Annotated in this window: 14 protein-coding genes and 1 riboswitch; of the genes, 1 reads left to right on the top strand and 13 read right to left on the bottom strand. The window is 62.5% G+C overall.

Annotated elements, in window-relative coordinates; genetic code table 11:
* Nucleotides 1-166: 166 nt before the first annotated feature.
* The 8 genes from metK to miaB all read right to left on the bottom strand — a co-directional run bounded on the left by metK (nt 167) and on the right by miaB (nt 8174).
* Nucleotides 167-1345 (bottom strand): methionine adenosyltransferase, encoded by a 1179-nt coding sequence (metK, locus tag ACN0S5_RS21165; RefSeq protein ID WP_417211031.1) that lies wholly within the window; start codon nt 1343-1345, stop codon nt 167-169.
* A gap of 6 nt (nt 1346-1351) precedes the next feature.
* Nucleotides 1352-1398: riboswitch (SAM-SAH riboswitch) on the bottom strand.
* Between the two features lie 41 nt (nt 1399-1439).
* Entirely contained in the window at nt 1440-2990 is a 1551-nt protein-coding gene (gene lnt / locus ACN0S5_RS21160) for an apolipoprotein N-acyltransferase (RefSeq protein ID WP_417211028.1), read from the bottom strand.
* A complete protein-coding gene (locus ACN0S5_RS21155; protein ID WP_417211025.1) occupies nt 2983-3954 on the bottom strand; it encodes a hemolysin family protein in 972 nt (323 codons plus the stop codon). Before ACN0S5_RS21155 ends, lnt begins: the two co-directional genes overlap by 8 nt.
* Before the next feature lie 12 nt (nt 3955-3966).
* A complete protein-coding gene (gene ybeY, locus ACN0S5_RS21150) occupies nt 3967-4491 on the bottom strand; it encodes an rRNA maturation RNase YbeY (RefSeq protein ID WP_417211023.1) in 525 nt (174 codons plus the stop codon).
* Between the two features lie 71 nt (nt 4492-4562).
* On the bottom strand, nt 4563-5531 hold the full coding sequence (locus tag ACN0S5_RS21145) for a PhoH family protein (protein ID WP_417211021.1): 969 nt from the start codon (nt 5529-5531) through the stop codon (nt 4563-4565).
* A 187-nt stretch (nt 5532-5718) separates the two neighbouring features.
* Nucleotides 5719-6027 carry a hypothetical protein gene (locus ACN0S5_RS21140; RefSeq protein ID WP_323770832.1) on the bottom strand — a complete coding sequence of 103 codons (309 nt, stop codon included), beginning with the start codon at nt 6025-6027 and terminating at the stop codon, nt 5719-5721.
* A 19-nt stretch (nt 6028-6046) separates the two neighbouring features.
* Nucleotides 6047-6646, bottom strand: a complete 600-nt coding sequence (locus tag ACN0S5_RS21135; protein ID WP_417211019.1) for an OmpA family protein — start codon at nt 6644-6646, stop codon at nt 6047-6049.
* Nucleotides 6647-6863: 217 nt separating this feature from the next.
* Entirely contained in the window at nt 6864-8174 is a 1311-nt protein-coding gene (gene miaB / locus ACN0S5_RS21130) for a tRNA (N6-isopentenyl adenosine(37)-C2)-methylthiotransferase MiaB (RefSeq protein WP_417211018.1), read from the bottom strand.
* A 111-nt stretch (nt 8175-8285) separates the two neighbouring features.
* Here miaB and ACN0S5_RS21125 point away from each other — a divergent pair, with 111 nt between their 5' ends.
* Nucleotides 8286-9155, top strand: a complete 870-nt coding sequence (locus ACN0S5_RS21125; RefSeq protein WP_417211016.1) for a hypothetical protein — start codon at nt 8286-8288, stop codon at nt 9153-9155.
* A gap of 63 nt (nt 9156-9218) precedes the next feature.
* Here the strand turns inward: ACN0S5_RS21125 and ACN0S5_RS21120 are convergent, their stop codons facing one another.
* From ACN0S5_RS21120 to ACN0S5_RS21100, 5 genes are all read right to left on the bottom strand, one after another.
* Nucleotides 9219-9893, bottom strand: a complete 675-nt coding sequence (locus tag ACN0S5_RS21120; RefSeq protein WP_417211015.1) for an FAD-binding oxidoreductase — start codon at nt 9891-9893, stop codon at nt 9219-9221.
* Between the two features lie 59 nt (nt 9894-9952).
* Complete coding sequence (locus tag ACN0S5_RS21115) at nt 9953-10279, bottom strand: hypothetical protein (RefSeq protein WP_417211014.1); 327 nt, start codon at nt 10277-10279, stop codon at nt 9953-9955.
* An 11-nt stretch (nt 10280-10290) separates the two neighbouring features.
* Nucleotides 10291-11079, bottom strand: coding sequence for an enoyl-ACP reductase FabI (locus tag ACN0S5_RS21110; protein WP_417211012.1), 789 nt, complete (start codon nt 11077-11079; stop codon nt 10291-10293).
* Between the two features lie 18 nt (nt 11080-11097).
* The gene (fabB, locus tag ACN0S5_RS21105; RefSeq protein ID WP_417211011.1) at nt 11098-12327 is read right to left on the bottom strand and encodes a beta-ketoacyl-ACP synthase I; all 1230 of its coding nucleotides are present in this window, start codon (nt 12325-12327) and stop codon (nt 11098-11100) included.
* A gap of 280 nt (nt 12328-12607) precedes the next feature.
* On the bottom strand, nt 12608-13615 hold the full coding sequence (locus ACN0S5_RS21100) for a hypothetical protein (RefSeq protein ID WP_417211009.1): 1008 nt from the start codon (nt 13613-13615) through the stop codon (nt 12608-12610).
* Between the last annotated feature and the right edge of the window lie 313 nt (nt 13616-13928).

Below are 13928 nucleotides of genomic sequence, written 5' to 3'. Positions count from 1 at the left end.
CGACTATCCACGGATCAAAAACCAGTCAGAGTTGAAATACCCTGTCAGTTTACACGAAAAACGGTTCCAAACCAAGAGCACGGCCCGCCCCCACAGCCACAACGAAAAAGGCGCCCCCGAAACGGGAGCGCCTTTGTCATACTGTACAACCTTGGAAAGGCCGGTCTCAGATCGCCTTGTTCAGCGCCTCGACCAGATCGGTCCGCTCCCACGAGAAACCGCCATCTGCTTCGGGCGCGCGGCCGAAGTGGCCGTAGGCCGCCGTGCGCTGATAGATCGGCTTGTTCAGTTCCAGATGCGTGCGGATGCCGCGCGGCGTCAGGTCGATGACCTTGGGGATCGCCAGTTCGATGTCGCGCGCCTCGACCTTGCCGGTCTGGTGGGTGTCGACATAGATCGACAGCGGCTTGGCCACGCCGATGGCATAGGACAACTGCACGGTGCAGCGGTCGGCCATGCCTGCGGCCACCACGTTCTTGGCCAGATAGCGCGCCACATAGGCCGCCGAGCGGTCCACCTTGGTCGGATCTTTGCCCGAGAACGCGCCGCCGCCATGCGGGGCCGCACCGCCGTAGGTGTCGACGATGATCTTGCGACCGGTCAGGCCCGCGTCGCCATCGGGGCCGCCGATGACAAACTTGCCGGTCGGGTTGACCCACCATTCGGTGTCGCCGGTGATCCAGCCATCGGGCAGCGTTTCACGGATGTAAGGCTCGACCAAGGCGCGCACATCGGCGCTGGTCATGCTTTCGTCCAGATGCTGGGTCGACAGCACGATCGAGGTCACGCCCATCGGTTTGCCGTCTTCATAGCGCACCGACAGCTGCGATTTGGCGTCCGGGCCCAGCGCGGGTTCGGTGCCGTTCTTGCGGACCTCTGCCAGACGGCGCAGGATCGCGTGGCTGTACTGGATCGGCGCGGGCATCAGCGCCTCTGTTTCATTGGTGGCGTATCCGAACATGATGCCCTGATCGCCAGCCCCCTCATCGCCCTGCTCGCCGGTCACACCCTGCGCGATATGCGCGGACTGCTCGTGCAGCAGGTTGGTGATTTCGCAGGTGGCGTGGTGAAACTTGTCCTGCTCATAGCCGATGTCCTGAATGCAGGCCCGCGCGATGTCGGGGATGCTGGCCATAAAGCCCGGCATCTTTTCCTGATCGGTCAGGCCGACCTCACCGCCAATGACAACGCGGTTGGTGGTGGCAAAGGTTTCGCAGGCAACGCGCGCCAGCGGGTCTTCGGCCAGAAAGGCGTCAAGGATGGCGTCGGAAATCCGGTCACAAACCTTGTCCGGGTGGCCTTCCGAGACGGACTCGGAGGTGAAAATATAGTTATTACGTGACATGAAGAATGCTCCATTGATGCCGCCGTCACGCCAGGAAGCCGTTGTGACGGGATGCTTACTATCTCGATGCGCGTACGCGGCGCGGCTGGCAGGGTCAATCGGATTCTGTGCGACCGATGCGCCGCGCCGCACCCCAAAGCAGGCCAATGGCGATAAATAGCGCAATTCCGGCTGGCAGGTCGCCGGTGCGGCCATACAGCGTGTTCCGCATCGGTGGCGGCAGCGGGGCGTCCAGATAGCCCGCCTCACCCAATGGCAGCGCCTCCAGCACCCGCCCCGCCCCGTCGATCACCGCAGAGACGCCGGTATTGGCGCTGCGCAGCATGGGCAGCCCCTGCTCGATCGCGCGGATGCGCGCCTGTGCCAGATGCTGAAACGGGCCTGACCACGTCCCGAACCACGCATCGTTGGTGATCTGGATCAGCATGTCGGGGCGCAGCGGCGCGCCAAACACATCCTGCGGAAAGACCGCCTCGTAGCAGATCAGCGGCAGCGCCGTCCCCAGATCGCCCAGATTGATCACCTGCGGCCCCGGTCCGGCGCTATAGCCGCCCTCGGCCCGCGCCGCCAATCCGGCAATGTTCCAGCGCGCAAAGACCGCCGCGGCGGGCATGTATTCGCCAAAAGGCACAAGGTGATGCTTGTCATAGAGCGCGGTCACACCGCCGCCCGGCGCAAGCGCCACCAGCGCGTTGTAATATCCGGCCTGATCGGCGCGCTGCACGCCGACGATGACCTGCGCCTCGCCCGCCGCCTGCGTGATCTGGTCCAGCACCGGACCCGCATGGCGCAGCAGGTTGGGCACGCTTGTCTCTGGCCAGACGATCAACTGCGGGCGCGGCTGGCCCGGCTCGGGCGCGGCGGCGGTGAACCGCAACTTGCGCTCCATAAAGACCGGGATCATGGCCGGATCCCACTTTTCATGCTGCGCGGCGTTGGGCTGCACCAGCCGCACCAGAGGTCGCCCGTCCAGATCCTGCGCCGGGGGCGTCAGCACCACGCCACCGCCGAACAGCACGGCCAGCACCGCCGCGCCAGCCCCTGCCGCCCGCAGTCGCCGCGCGCCGGGCGACAAGGCAGCGGCCAGCAGCGCCGCCGCTGCCAGTGTCGCCGCCGTCAACCCGTGCGGCCCGATCACCGAAACCCATTGGATCACCGGCACCGGCAGCCAGAAATACGGCACCAAAGCCCATGGAAACCCGGTGAACACATAGGCCCGCGCCAGTTCCGCCGCGCTCCACGCCAGCACCAGCGTCAGCGCCGGGTGCCGCGCCCGCCCGGCAAGCCAAAACGCCAGCCCCCAGAACAGCGCCAGCCCCCCGGCCAGCCCGATCAGCCCAAAGGGCGCCATCCAGCCGGTTGTGGCCGCATCCACAAGGAACGGCTCGACGATCCAGCTCATGGAAAAGCCGAAATAGCCCAGCCCGACGGCCCAGCCGGTGCCCGCCGAGGTCATGCCGCGCGCGGTTGAAAGAAACAGCCAGATCGCCGCCACATAGCCCGGAAAGGCAAGATACCACAGATCATAGGGCGGCTGCCCCAGCCCGATGATCCCCCCCACGGCCACCGCCAGCGGCAGACGCGCCCAGCCCGGCAACCGCTCTTGGGTCGCGGGCAGGCGACCGGCCGACCGGCTGTCAGGCATGGCCCGCGTCAACCTTGGCGGATTGCGCCCCCTGCGCCGGAACCGGGGTCGCCGCATGGCCCGACGCGCCGTCAGACCGCGCCGCGTTGGCGGAGCGCACCCGCAGCCGTTTGATCCGGCGCGGATCGGCATCCACCACCTCAAAATCCAGACCGACGGGATGCGGCACCACTTCGCCGCGCGCAGGCACGCGACCGGCCAGCATGAACACCAGCCCGCCCAGCGTGTCGATCTCTTCCTCGTCGATGGTGTCGTGATCGGTCAGCGTCAGACCCAGTTCCGCCTCGAAATCGGTCAGCGGGGTCTTGGCCTGCACAAGGTAGCAACCGCTCTTTTCGCGGGTCCAGTACTGATCCTCTTCGGTGTCGTGCTCATCCGCGATCTCACCGATAACCTGTTCAATCAGATCCTCGATCGTGACCAGCCCGTCAACGCCGCCATATTCGTCGATCACCAGCGCCATGTGCCGCCGCTCTGTCTGCATCTTGGTCAGCAGAACGCCAATCGGCATCGACGGCGGAACAAACAGCAAGGGCCGCAGCAGACGTTTCAGGTTGAACCGCCCGCCGGTGCCATTGAAGCCGTGCTGCAAGGCAAAATCCTTGAGGTGGGCCATGCCGACCGGCGTGTCCAGTGTGCCGTCATAGACCGGCAACCGCGTCAGTCCACTGTCGCGGAAGACGGACACCAGATCGTCCTTGGTGATCGTATTCGGAACGGCAATGATCTCGGCCTTGGGGATGGCCACGTCCTCAACCCGCATCCGGCGCAGGTTGATCATGCCATGAATTGGCCTGTTGGCAGACGGAGGGGTGCTTGGCTTCGCGGTCCCGTCTTGCGAGCCGCCTCCGCCGATCCGTCCGAATATCCTTTTCCAAAACCCGTGCCGCGGCCCGTGTCCGTTCATATGTCCCGATCCAAGCGCGCGTTGCGCTGCCTTAGACGAGTCTTCGCTATCGCCCATCAATCCGTTCCATCATGCCCCCTCCGGGGCGCCATCCACACCATATGGGTCCGGTAGACCGAGATTGCCAAGTATTTCAACCTCAAGCCGTTCCATCAGCGTGGCGTCAAGGTCACGCATATGGTCATAGCCCAATAGATGTAACACCCCATGAACGATCAGATGTGTGACATGTTGCTCCATAGGGATGCCCCGATCGGCGGCTTCCTGCGCACAGGTCTCATAGGCCAAGGCAATATCGCCCAGATGATGCGCGTCGTCGTCATCCTCCGGTTCGGGCGCGAAGGGCGCACCGCCATCGGCCTCGGCGGCCAGATCCTCCGACGGCCAGCTCAGGACGTTGGTGGCCTGCGGCTTGTCCCGGAAATCGCCGTTCAGAGCGGCGATTCGGGCATCGTCGCAGCCCAGCACGGCGATTTCATACCGCTCCGGCGACAGCCCCAGATGCGACAGCGCCGCCGCCGCCCCGGTTTCGGCCAGCCGGTCTAGGCCGACCTGCGGCCAGCGGTCATCCTCGAATATCGTGTCGGTCAGCATATGGATCAGCGCCGGGGACGCGGCCCCGGCCCCCAGAGAAATGGAAAGCCCGCAGAAACGGCGGCTTTGCCCTACCCCTGCGTGTCGGCCTCATAGGCCTCAATGATCGCCGCGACAAGCGGATGGCGCACCACGTCCTTGGCGGTGAAATAGTTGAACGAAATGCCGGGCACATGGGCCAACAGCCGTTCCGCGTCCGCCAGCCCCGACGGCACCCCGCGCGGCAGGTCGATCTGGGTGCGGTCGCCGGTGATGACCATGCGGCTGCCCTCGCCCAGACGGGTCAGGAACATCTTCATCTGCATGGTGGTGGCGTTCTGCGCCTCATCCAGCACCACAAAGGCATTCGACAGCGTCCGCCCCCGCATAAACGCAAGCGGCGCGATCTCGACCGTTTTTTCCTCCCGCATCTTGGCAAGCTGTTTGCCGGGCAGGAAATCGTTCAGCGCATCCATCAGGGGCTGCATGTAGGGGTCGACCTTTTCCTCCTGCGTGCCGGGCAGAAAGCCCAGCCGCTCCCCCGCCTCGACGGCAGGACGACAGAGGATGATCTTGTCCACCTCGCCGGTGATCAGCATGTTCACGCCAACCGCGACGGCCAGATAGGTCTTGCCGGTGCCCGCCGGACCGATGCCAAAGGCCATTTCGTTTTCGAACAACGATCGCACATAGACCTTTTGCGCATCGGTACGCGGCTCGATCAGCTTTTTGCGGGTCTTGATCTCGACCTTGCCGCCGGTGAACATCTCCAGTTGTTCGTCCGGCTCTTCCTCTTCCATCCGCAGGGCGCGGTCGATGTCGCCGCGTTCAACCTCGCGGCCCTGTTCAAGGCGCTCATATAGGCCACGCAGCACATCGGCCACGGCAGGCACAGCGTCCTCCGGGCCATGCACCGCCAGCTGGTTGCCACGGCGCAGAATCTGCACCCCGGTTCTGGCCTCGATGTCGGTGAGGTTGCGATCAAACTCACCACAGAGATCGATCAGCAAACGATTGTCGGGGAATTCAAGGATCGCTTCGGTCAAGGTGCCCGCTGTCAAACCCGTCTCCTGCGCAGGGCGTTCCGATTCTGAACGCGTGTTTCTGCTAGATATGGTGCATGGGGCGGCGGGGGGACGCAAGGCTCGGTCGCGCCCGGACGTCGATTGTCATGGGAACGCCACAAAAACAGACCGCGCAGCAGATGCTGCGCGGTCCGGTGGTCTGTAGGTTACTGTCAGCGACAGGTCAGAGCGGGTCGCCGATGATCGAGGTCGAGCCACCCTTGAAGTCGCCAGTGGCGATGGTCGGCGGGGCAATGCCCGAGCAGACCGGCTTGCCGTATTTGTCGAGGCGGGCCGACAGATAGCCCTCGACGCCGTCGTCGATGATCCAGTGGTCACAGCCGTTCGGATCGACCCAGATGCCGGCCTTCATGCCGGTGAGGTCGTCACGGTCGATGGACTGGCGGTCCCGGCTCTTGTCGGGGCCGACCGGATCGCAGGCCGCAACAGCAGCGACAGCGGCAACCAGCAGAAGCGGTTTAACGAAGTTCATTGTCATGATCCCTTCTGGATTACCGGAAGCAGAGGATTTCGACACGGCGGTTCTTGGCCATGCCCATTGCAGTCTTGTTCGTCGCGACCGGCATACGTTCGCCATAGCCACGCACGTCGGTGATGTTGGCCCCGACCGAACGGGCCACTCTGGCCACGGCCAGCGCGCGGTTGTAGCTCAACTTGATGTTGTAATCATCCGAGGCGCGGCTGTCGGTGTGGCCGGCGATGACATAGCCGACGGCATTCGCGGACTTGAAAAAATCGGCAATGCGCGCCTGACCGTGTTTGGAGATCCGGTAGCTGTCGGTGGCAAAGAACTGATCGGTGTTCATCACGCCGCAGGTGTTGCTGCGATGGCAGACCGGGATGCCCTTGCGGTCGGTGTGCGGGCTCATGTAGCCCTCGACCCCGTCGTCCATCACCCAGTGTTCACAGCCGTCCGGGTCCACCCAGATGCCGGGAATATACTGCTCCCCCTTGATGGTGCGGGTGTTTTGCGTCGAGATGAATGGTGTCTTCTGGTCAGCGTCCCCGGCGACTGCCGGCGCAACGGCCGACAGACCAGCGAGGGCCGCAAGCGCCATCGCGCCGATGGCCTTGGAAATGCGATAAGCCACAGCCTGGTCCCTTGATTTAAGTTTCCCCTAATGCGTGCGCCACATGGCAGCGGGCGCACGCAAATTTACTATAATCAACACTTTAGCAAAACTGCTTGGCCTGTGAAGCGAAAAGCTATGTGTACTGTCCCAAAATCGGAAACAGTTCCCGAAAACGCTTTGTTTTTCTGTGGATAATCCGAACCCTTTTTTTGAAACAAGGGGTTCTTGGGGGCTGTCAGACCGGGACAACAACCCCCTTCAGAGAGTTGGGGCCACTGGAATCGATTCGGATTCGCGCAATATCGCCGGGGCCGAAATCGTTGGTTTCGACGTGCACCGCGTGCAGGTATTCCGATTTCCCGACCATCTGGCCCGGCATCCGTCCGGGCTTTTCGAACAGCACATGCACATCCCGGCCGACCATCGCGTCCTGCAAGCTGCGCTGTTGTTTGGTCAATAGCGCCTGCAACCGCTGCAAACGGTCGTCCTTTTCCGCCTCCGAGACCTGCGGACGTTCCGCCGCCGGGGTGCCGGGGCGTTCGGAATACTTGAACGAAAACGCCGAGCCGTATTCCACCGCCGAAATCAGGTCCATCGTGGCCTGAAAATCCGCTTCGGTCTCTTCCGGGAATCCGACGATGAAATCGCCCGACAGGTGCAGATCGGGTCGCGCCGCGCGCAGCCGTTCGATCAACCGCAGATAGTCGTCCGCCGTGTGGCTCCGGTTCATTCGTTTCAGGATCTTGTCCGACCCCGCCTGCACCGGCAGATGCAGATAGGGCATCAGCTTGTCACAGTCGCCATGCGCCGCGATCAGCGCGTCATCCATGTCGTTGGGGTGTGAGGTGGTGAAGCGGATACGCGCCAGACCGTCGATCTTGGCCAGCGCGCGGATCAGCCCCGCCAGCCCGCCGTCGTGCCCGTGATAGGCATTCACGTTTTGGCCCAAAAGGGTGATCTCACGCACGCCGCGCTCGACCAGATCACGCGCCTCAGTCAGCACCCGCTCTGCCGGGCGGCTAACCTCTGCCCCGCGCGTATAGGGCACCACGCAAAAGGCGCAGAACTTGTCACAGCCCTCTTGCACGGTCAGAAACGCCGTCGGCCCGCGCTTGGCCTTGGGCCGCGCGGTGAGGTGGTCGAACTTGTCTTCTTCGGGGAAATCCGTGTCCAGCGCCTTGGCGCCGTTATGGGTCCGCGCCAGCAGATCCGGCAGCCGGTGATAGCTTTGCGGGCCGACCACCAGATCCACCATCGGTTGACGGCGCATGATCTCTGCGCCCTCGGCCTGCGCCACACATCCCGCCACGCCGATCTTCAGATCCGGCTTGTCCGCCTTCAGCCCCTTGTAGCGGCCCAGTTCCGAATAAACCTTTTCCGCCGCCTTTTCCCGGATGTGACAGGTGTTCAGCAGGATCATATCCGCATCTTCGGGGCGCGCGGTTGTCTCATAGCCCTCGCCGCCCATGGCCTCGGCCATGCGCTCGCTGTCATAGACGTTCATCTGACAGCCGTAGGTCTTGATATACAGTTTCTTCGGGGCCATGGCGCGCTCCTGTCTCGGATGTAAGGGCTGGCGATACCGCAGAATCCCCCCGCCTTGCAATGCACGAGATTTTCACCGACCCTGCGGTAAAAGCCCCACCAGAGGCCGAGCATGTTCTACAAGACCCTTGATCAGTTCCTGTCCCAAGGGGCCCATGCGCTCAGTCGCGGGCCCATCGCGCTGGTGTTTGCCGAGGACGCGGTGGAACTGGACACCACCCTGCGCCACCACCGCCACAGCGGCTTTGGCACCGTGGTGCTCTTTGGCGCGCGCGATCTGGCGCTGCCCGCCGATCTGGCGGACAAGGTGCATCACGTCGCTTATGACATGCGCACGGACAAGGCCCTGCCAAGGGCCGTCAATGGCGTCATCCGCAATGCCCCGGAACAGTGGATATTTTATTGCTACAACGCCGAATACCTCTTCTTTCCCTTTTCAGAAAGCCGGACAGTCGGCGAAATGCTGGCCTATCACACAGAGGAACGGCGCGACGCGATGTTGACCTATGTCGTCGACCTCTACGCCGGGGATCTGCGCAAATGCCCCAATGCGGTGTCGCTGGACGATGCATGGCTTGACCGCTCGGGCTATTACGCGCTGGCCCGGCCCGACCCGAAAAACCACAATCACCCAAAGGAACGGCAGCTGAACTTTTTCGGCGGGTTGCGCTGGCGGTATGAGGAACACGTCCCCGAAAGCCGCCGCAAGATTGATCGCATCGCGATTTTCCGCGCCAAACCGGGGCTGAAACTGCGTGAGGACCACACGTTTTCGGATGAAGAATACAACACCTACGCCTGCCCGTGGCACAACAACCTGACCGCGGCCATTGCCAGTTTCCGCACCGCCAAGGCGCTGAAAAGCAATCCGGGGTCCACCTTCGACATAAAGAATTTTCGCTGGCACAACTCGACGCCCTTTGAATGGCATTCACGCCAGTTGCTGGATCTTGGCCTGATGGAACCGGGTCAGTGGTTCTGAGCGGGATGTGAGAAAGCCGGGACATGATGCCCCGGCCTTTCATCATCAAACCTGCCTGCAAGGTCAGCTGAAATCCTCGACCACAATTTGATCCTGTTCGACTCCCAGCCGCGCCAGTTCCTCGGGCATCGCCTCGACCATCGCATCGGGGCCGCAGATATAGCAGATGTCCCTTTGCGGATCGACAAAACCGGCCAGCATGTCGCTGTCGATCATGCCGCGCGCCAGCGGGCTGCCCTTTTCCTCTGTCACCGTCCAGTGACAGCGCAGCCCCGGCATCGCCTCAAAGGCGTTGCGCATGACGATGTCGCGCTCACACTGGTTTGAGAACATCAGCGTGTTGCCCTCCAGCGTGCCGTTTTCCTCCAGCTTTTTGCGCAGGATCGCGATAAAGGGCGTCACCCCCGCGCCCCCGGCGATAAAGACACCGTCGCCCTTGTCCTCGATCGCGCCCCAAGGGTCGCCGATCAGCGCGCTGTCACCCGGTGCCATCCTGCCGATCTGGTCCGTCACGCCGTTGTGGTCGGGATAGGACTTGATCACAAATTCCAGCCGGTCTTCATCCGGCAGGCTGGTAAAGGTGAACGGGCGCTGTTCGTCGCGCCAGCCCTCGCGGTCCAGCGCGAAATCCGTCGCCTGACCGGGGGTGTGAACATAGCCTTGCGGCTTGTCGAACGTCAGACGGTGGACATCATGTGTCACCGACTCGATGCTTTGCAGAGTGATCTTGTAGGTCATTGCGCCTCCGGTGCTTTGGAAGTCAACGTCCCGGCGCGTCTGCGGTTCCTGTCAGCGCGTTACAGCGCCGCGCCGTAGGCGCAGATCGCCCCGTGGCCATCGGTCGACCGCACCAACTGGCCGTTGCGGAAAACCGCATGGACATAGCGCGGCGCCTCGGCGCTGCCATAGGCATAGCTGACGCAGGCCTCGTCCCAGTTCGCCGGGTTCCGCTCAAACCCTGCGTCCAGCCCAAAGACCGCGTCCGCCTGCGCCTGAGTCATGCCCGTCGACAGCTTACGGGCCTCGGCCCCCTGTCCGCCGCCAGCACCGCCCGACACCGGGGCCGCGCCCTCCATACAGCCACCCAGCGCCGCAACCATCCCAAGAGCCCAGACCAGACGCATCGCCGCCTCCCTTACAGGTTTTCCATCTGCGGCATGCCAAGCACGTGATAGCCGCCGTCCACCATGACGATCTCACCCGTGGTGCAGGCGCCTGCGTCCGAGATCAGCCAGACCGCCGTGCCGCCGACCGCCTCCAGCGTGGCATTCGCCCGCAGCGGCGCGTTCTGGCCGGTGTGTTTGTAGGTGCGCCGCGCGCCGCCAATGGCCGCGCCCGCCAGCGTCTTCATCGGGCCGGGGCTCAGCGCGTTCACGCGGATGCCGTCCGGGCCAAGATCGTTCGCCAGATACCGCGTCGTCGATTCCAGCGCCGCCTTGGCCACACCCATCACGTTATAATTCGGCACCACCCGCTGGCTGCCCAGATAGGTCAGCGTCAGCAGCGCCCCGCCGTTCGTCATCAGCGGATGCACCCGCCGCGCCACCTCGATGAACGAATAGACCGAAATATCCATCGAGTTCTTGAAGTTCGCCCGCGAGGTGTTCAGAAACCGCCCCGTCAGTTCTGTCTTGTCCGAATAGGCAATCGCGTGGACAAGGAAATCCACGCTCTCCCACCGCTGGCCAAGCGCCTCAAAGGCCGCATCCAGGGACGCATCGTCGGTCACGTCCACGTCGACCATAAAGTCCGACCCGACGCTGGCCGCCAAAGGCTCCAGCCGCTTGCCAAAGGCCTCTCCCTGATGGGTAAAGGCCAGCTCCGCGCCCGCCTCATGGCAGGCCTTCGCAATTCCCCAGGCGATCGAACGCTCGTTCGCAACACCCATGACAAGCCCGCGCTTGCCTTGCAGACTCAACGTCATCTCACCCTATCCGCGCAATCAGTCATGAAACTTTGACAGCACCATAGACCCGTTGGTGCCGCCGAACCCAAAAGAGTTGGTCATCACGGAATCCAGCCCCGCATTCTCGACCAAAGTCGTCGCAATCTCCGCCGGCTTCAGCGCCGGGTCCAGAGTCTGCACATTGATCGACGGAATAATGAAATCGTTTTGCAACGCCAGCAGGCAATAGATCGCCTCCTGCGCGCCGGTCGCGCCCTGGCTGTGGCCGGTCATCGACTTGGTCGACGACACCGGCGGGGTTGTCCCCTCGCCGAACACGCGCCGCACCGCCTCGATCTCACCGACGTCGCCCACCGGGGTCGAGGTGCCATGCGCGTTGATATAGGACACTTTCCGCCCCTCGGGCAGCGTCGACAGGGCGACCCGCATCGCCCGCTCACCGCCCTCACCCGACGGCGCGACCATGTCCGCCCCGTCCGAGGTCGCGCCATAGCCGGTCACTTCGGCGTAGATCTTGGCACCGCGCGCGCGGGCGTGCTCCAACTCTTCCAGCACGAGGATACCGCCGCCCGCAGAGATCACAAACCCGTCGCGCCCCGCGTCGAAGGCGCGGCTCGCCTTGTCCGGCGTGTCATTGTATTTCGACGACATCGCGCCCATCGCGTCGAACAGGCAGGACAGGGTCCAGTCCAGTTCCTCGCCGCCGCCGGCAAACATCACGTCCTGCTTGCCCAGCATGATCTGTTCCGCCGCGTTACCGATGCAATGCAGCGAGGTCGAGCAGGCCGAGGTGATCGAATAGTTGATGCCCTTGATCTTATACGCCGTCGACAGGTTCGCACTGACCGTCGAGCACATGCACTTGGGCACCGCAAAGGGACCAACCCGCTTGGTCGCACCGGTTTTCAGCACCGTCTGATGCGCGGTCAGCATGGCGCTGGTCGATGGCCCGCCCGATCCGGCCACAAGACCGGTGCGCGGGTTCACAATGTCCGCCTCTTCCAGCCCCGCATCCGCGATGGCTTGGCCCATGGCGATATAGGCATAGGCCGCCCCCGGCCCCATGAAGCGCAGCGTCCGCTTGTCGATCTGCTCGGCCACATCCAGATTGATGGCCCCCGCGATCTGGCTGCGAAAGCCGTGCTCCTGCATCTGCGCATTGGCGGTGATGCCGGACTTGCCCGCCTTGAGCGAGGCCAGAACCTCCTCCGCAGAGTTCCCGATACTCGAAACGATCCCAAGCCCTGTGACGACGACGCGGCGCATGGAGCCTCCTCCTGATGTGTCCCGAACTTAGTAGGGTAAGGCGGGGGGGAGGTGCAAGCGGGGGGTTGGGGGTGATATTCCAAGGGCGAATGACACCTATCGGCCACCTGCGTACCAGCCTTGCGAGCAGGGCGCTGCCGCGCCTTGTCACTGAGGGCTGCAATTTATACGGGACTTGAAACGTTCAGATGCGCCATGTTCTGGACCTCAGACGGGTTCGGTCTGAATTCGACGGCAATACATCTTGGACCCCTCGGAATATCTCCGGCCCTCCAAACTGTCAGTCCAAATCTTCCAACGCCGCTGAAGGCGGGTAAAGCATGAACGGCCAGAGGTGCTGCTGCTCCAGAAACTCGGGACTGTTGACATCAAACTCCAGAAACCATCCAAGTCGTCTTTTCCCGACCGGGAGGTCGAATTGGTTCAACTCGAAACGAACAACGCACGCATAGGCCCCCTCAAAAAGAAATCCGGGGACTGTCCGAAAATAATGTTCTGATCCATTCACGCGCGATGTGGAAAAAAGCGGGCTTGGAACCTCGAATTGGTCAATTGAATACTCAAGATTCATTGCCTGAGCATTGAGGCAAGCATTTTTCGCCAACTCGTCTGGATCACCTCCCGGAAATGAGACTGGACCGACTTCGATACTCCACTGGGCCGCATCGGAAACAGTTTCAATGTAACGCATGCTGTCCGAAGGAACGTCCAACATTTCAATAAAAAGAGAATCAGGAAATTCGTAGTGCGGGTTGAGCTTCAGCCTTTGCAGAGACCCAATGCTTTTAAGGGCGATTTCGTAGGCGCGTTCCAAGTCCGATTCACTGTAACTTCCCTCGCCGACGGTCAATCTAGGGGCGTGAAAGCCCAAAATGCCATCGGGGTTCAAAACCCTGTCCTGCCAGAAATGTCCGGCCTCGCCATTTCGCTTTCCGCCCATGAAAATGATGGCGCAGGCGCTCTCGCATCGATCGCCAGCCGCCACGGCAGTTCCAATTCCCAGATCATTGAGCACACCGGAAATTTGGACCGCTGCCAGATAGCTGCCACCGGGGCTGTTCAGGCACAGGCGATCCTTGCCAGAGTAATAATCTGTGCCCCACCCCTCCAACGCCATGAATGTTCCAAGTTTGGCAGCGTCTTCAGGTGCGATTTCCCCGCTGAGAGTGGCCGTGCACCCCATGATACTGTCGCCACCTTTCTCAATATTCGCAGCCGATGCCGGACATGAGACCAAAGACAAGGCCAATACCATCACCGACTTGAATGGGAAAAAAATGACTTTCATCATGAGGTTCCTGACATGACGCTCTTGGAAATTATCGTAGCGACCGTAGGGTGGGTTTCCAACCCACCATCCCTCACAACCCGCCGCCGCCACCGCCCGTACTCAATGCGCGCGAAAGACAAAAACCGCCTCTTCCCGGCAAATCTCGAAACGCCCACACACCATCTCTGGCCAAACGCCCATCACCCGTAGGCCGGGCTTCAGCCCGGCACCCCCACCGCAAAACCCCAAAGCACCCCAAACCCCACCCGCCCAAAGCACACCGAGTCCCCAAAATCCCTCCCAAAACCCTCCCCCCCGCCGAAGGCCCGTT

Origin of the sequence: Antarctobacter sp. (genome assembly GCF_048262615.1) — a bacterium.
Lineage (GTDB): Bacteria > Pseudomonadota > Alphaproteobacteria > Rhodobacterales > Rhodobacteraceae > Antarctobacter.
Note: the sequence above shows the minus strand (reverse complement) of the source record. Positions and strands in the feature narration are given on the sequence as shown.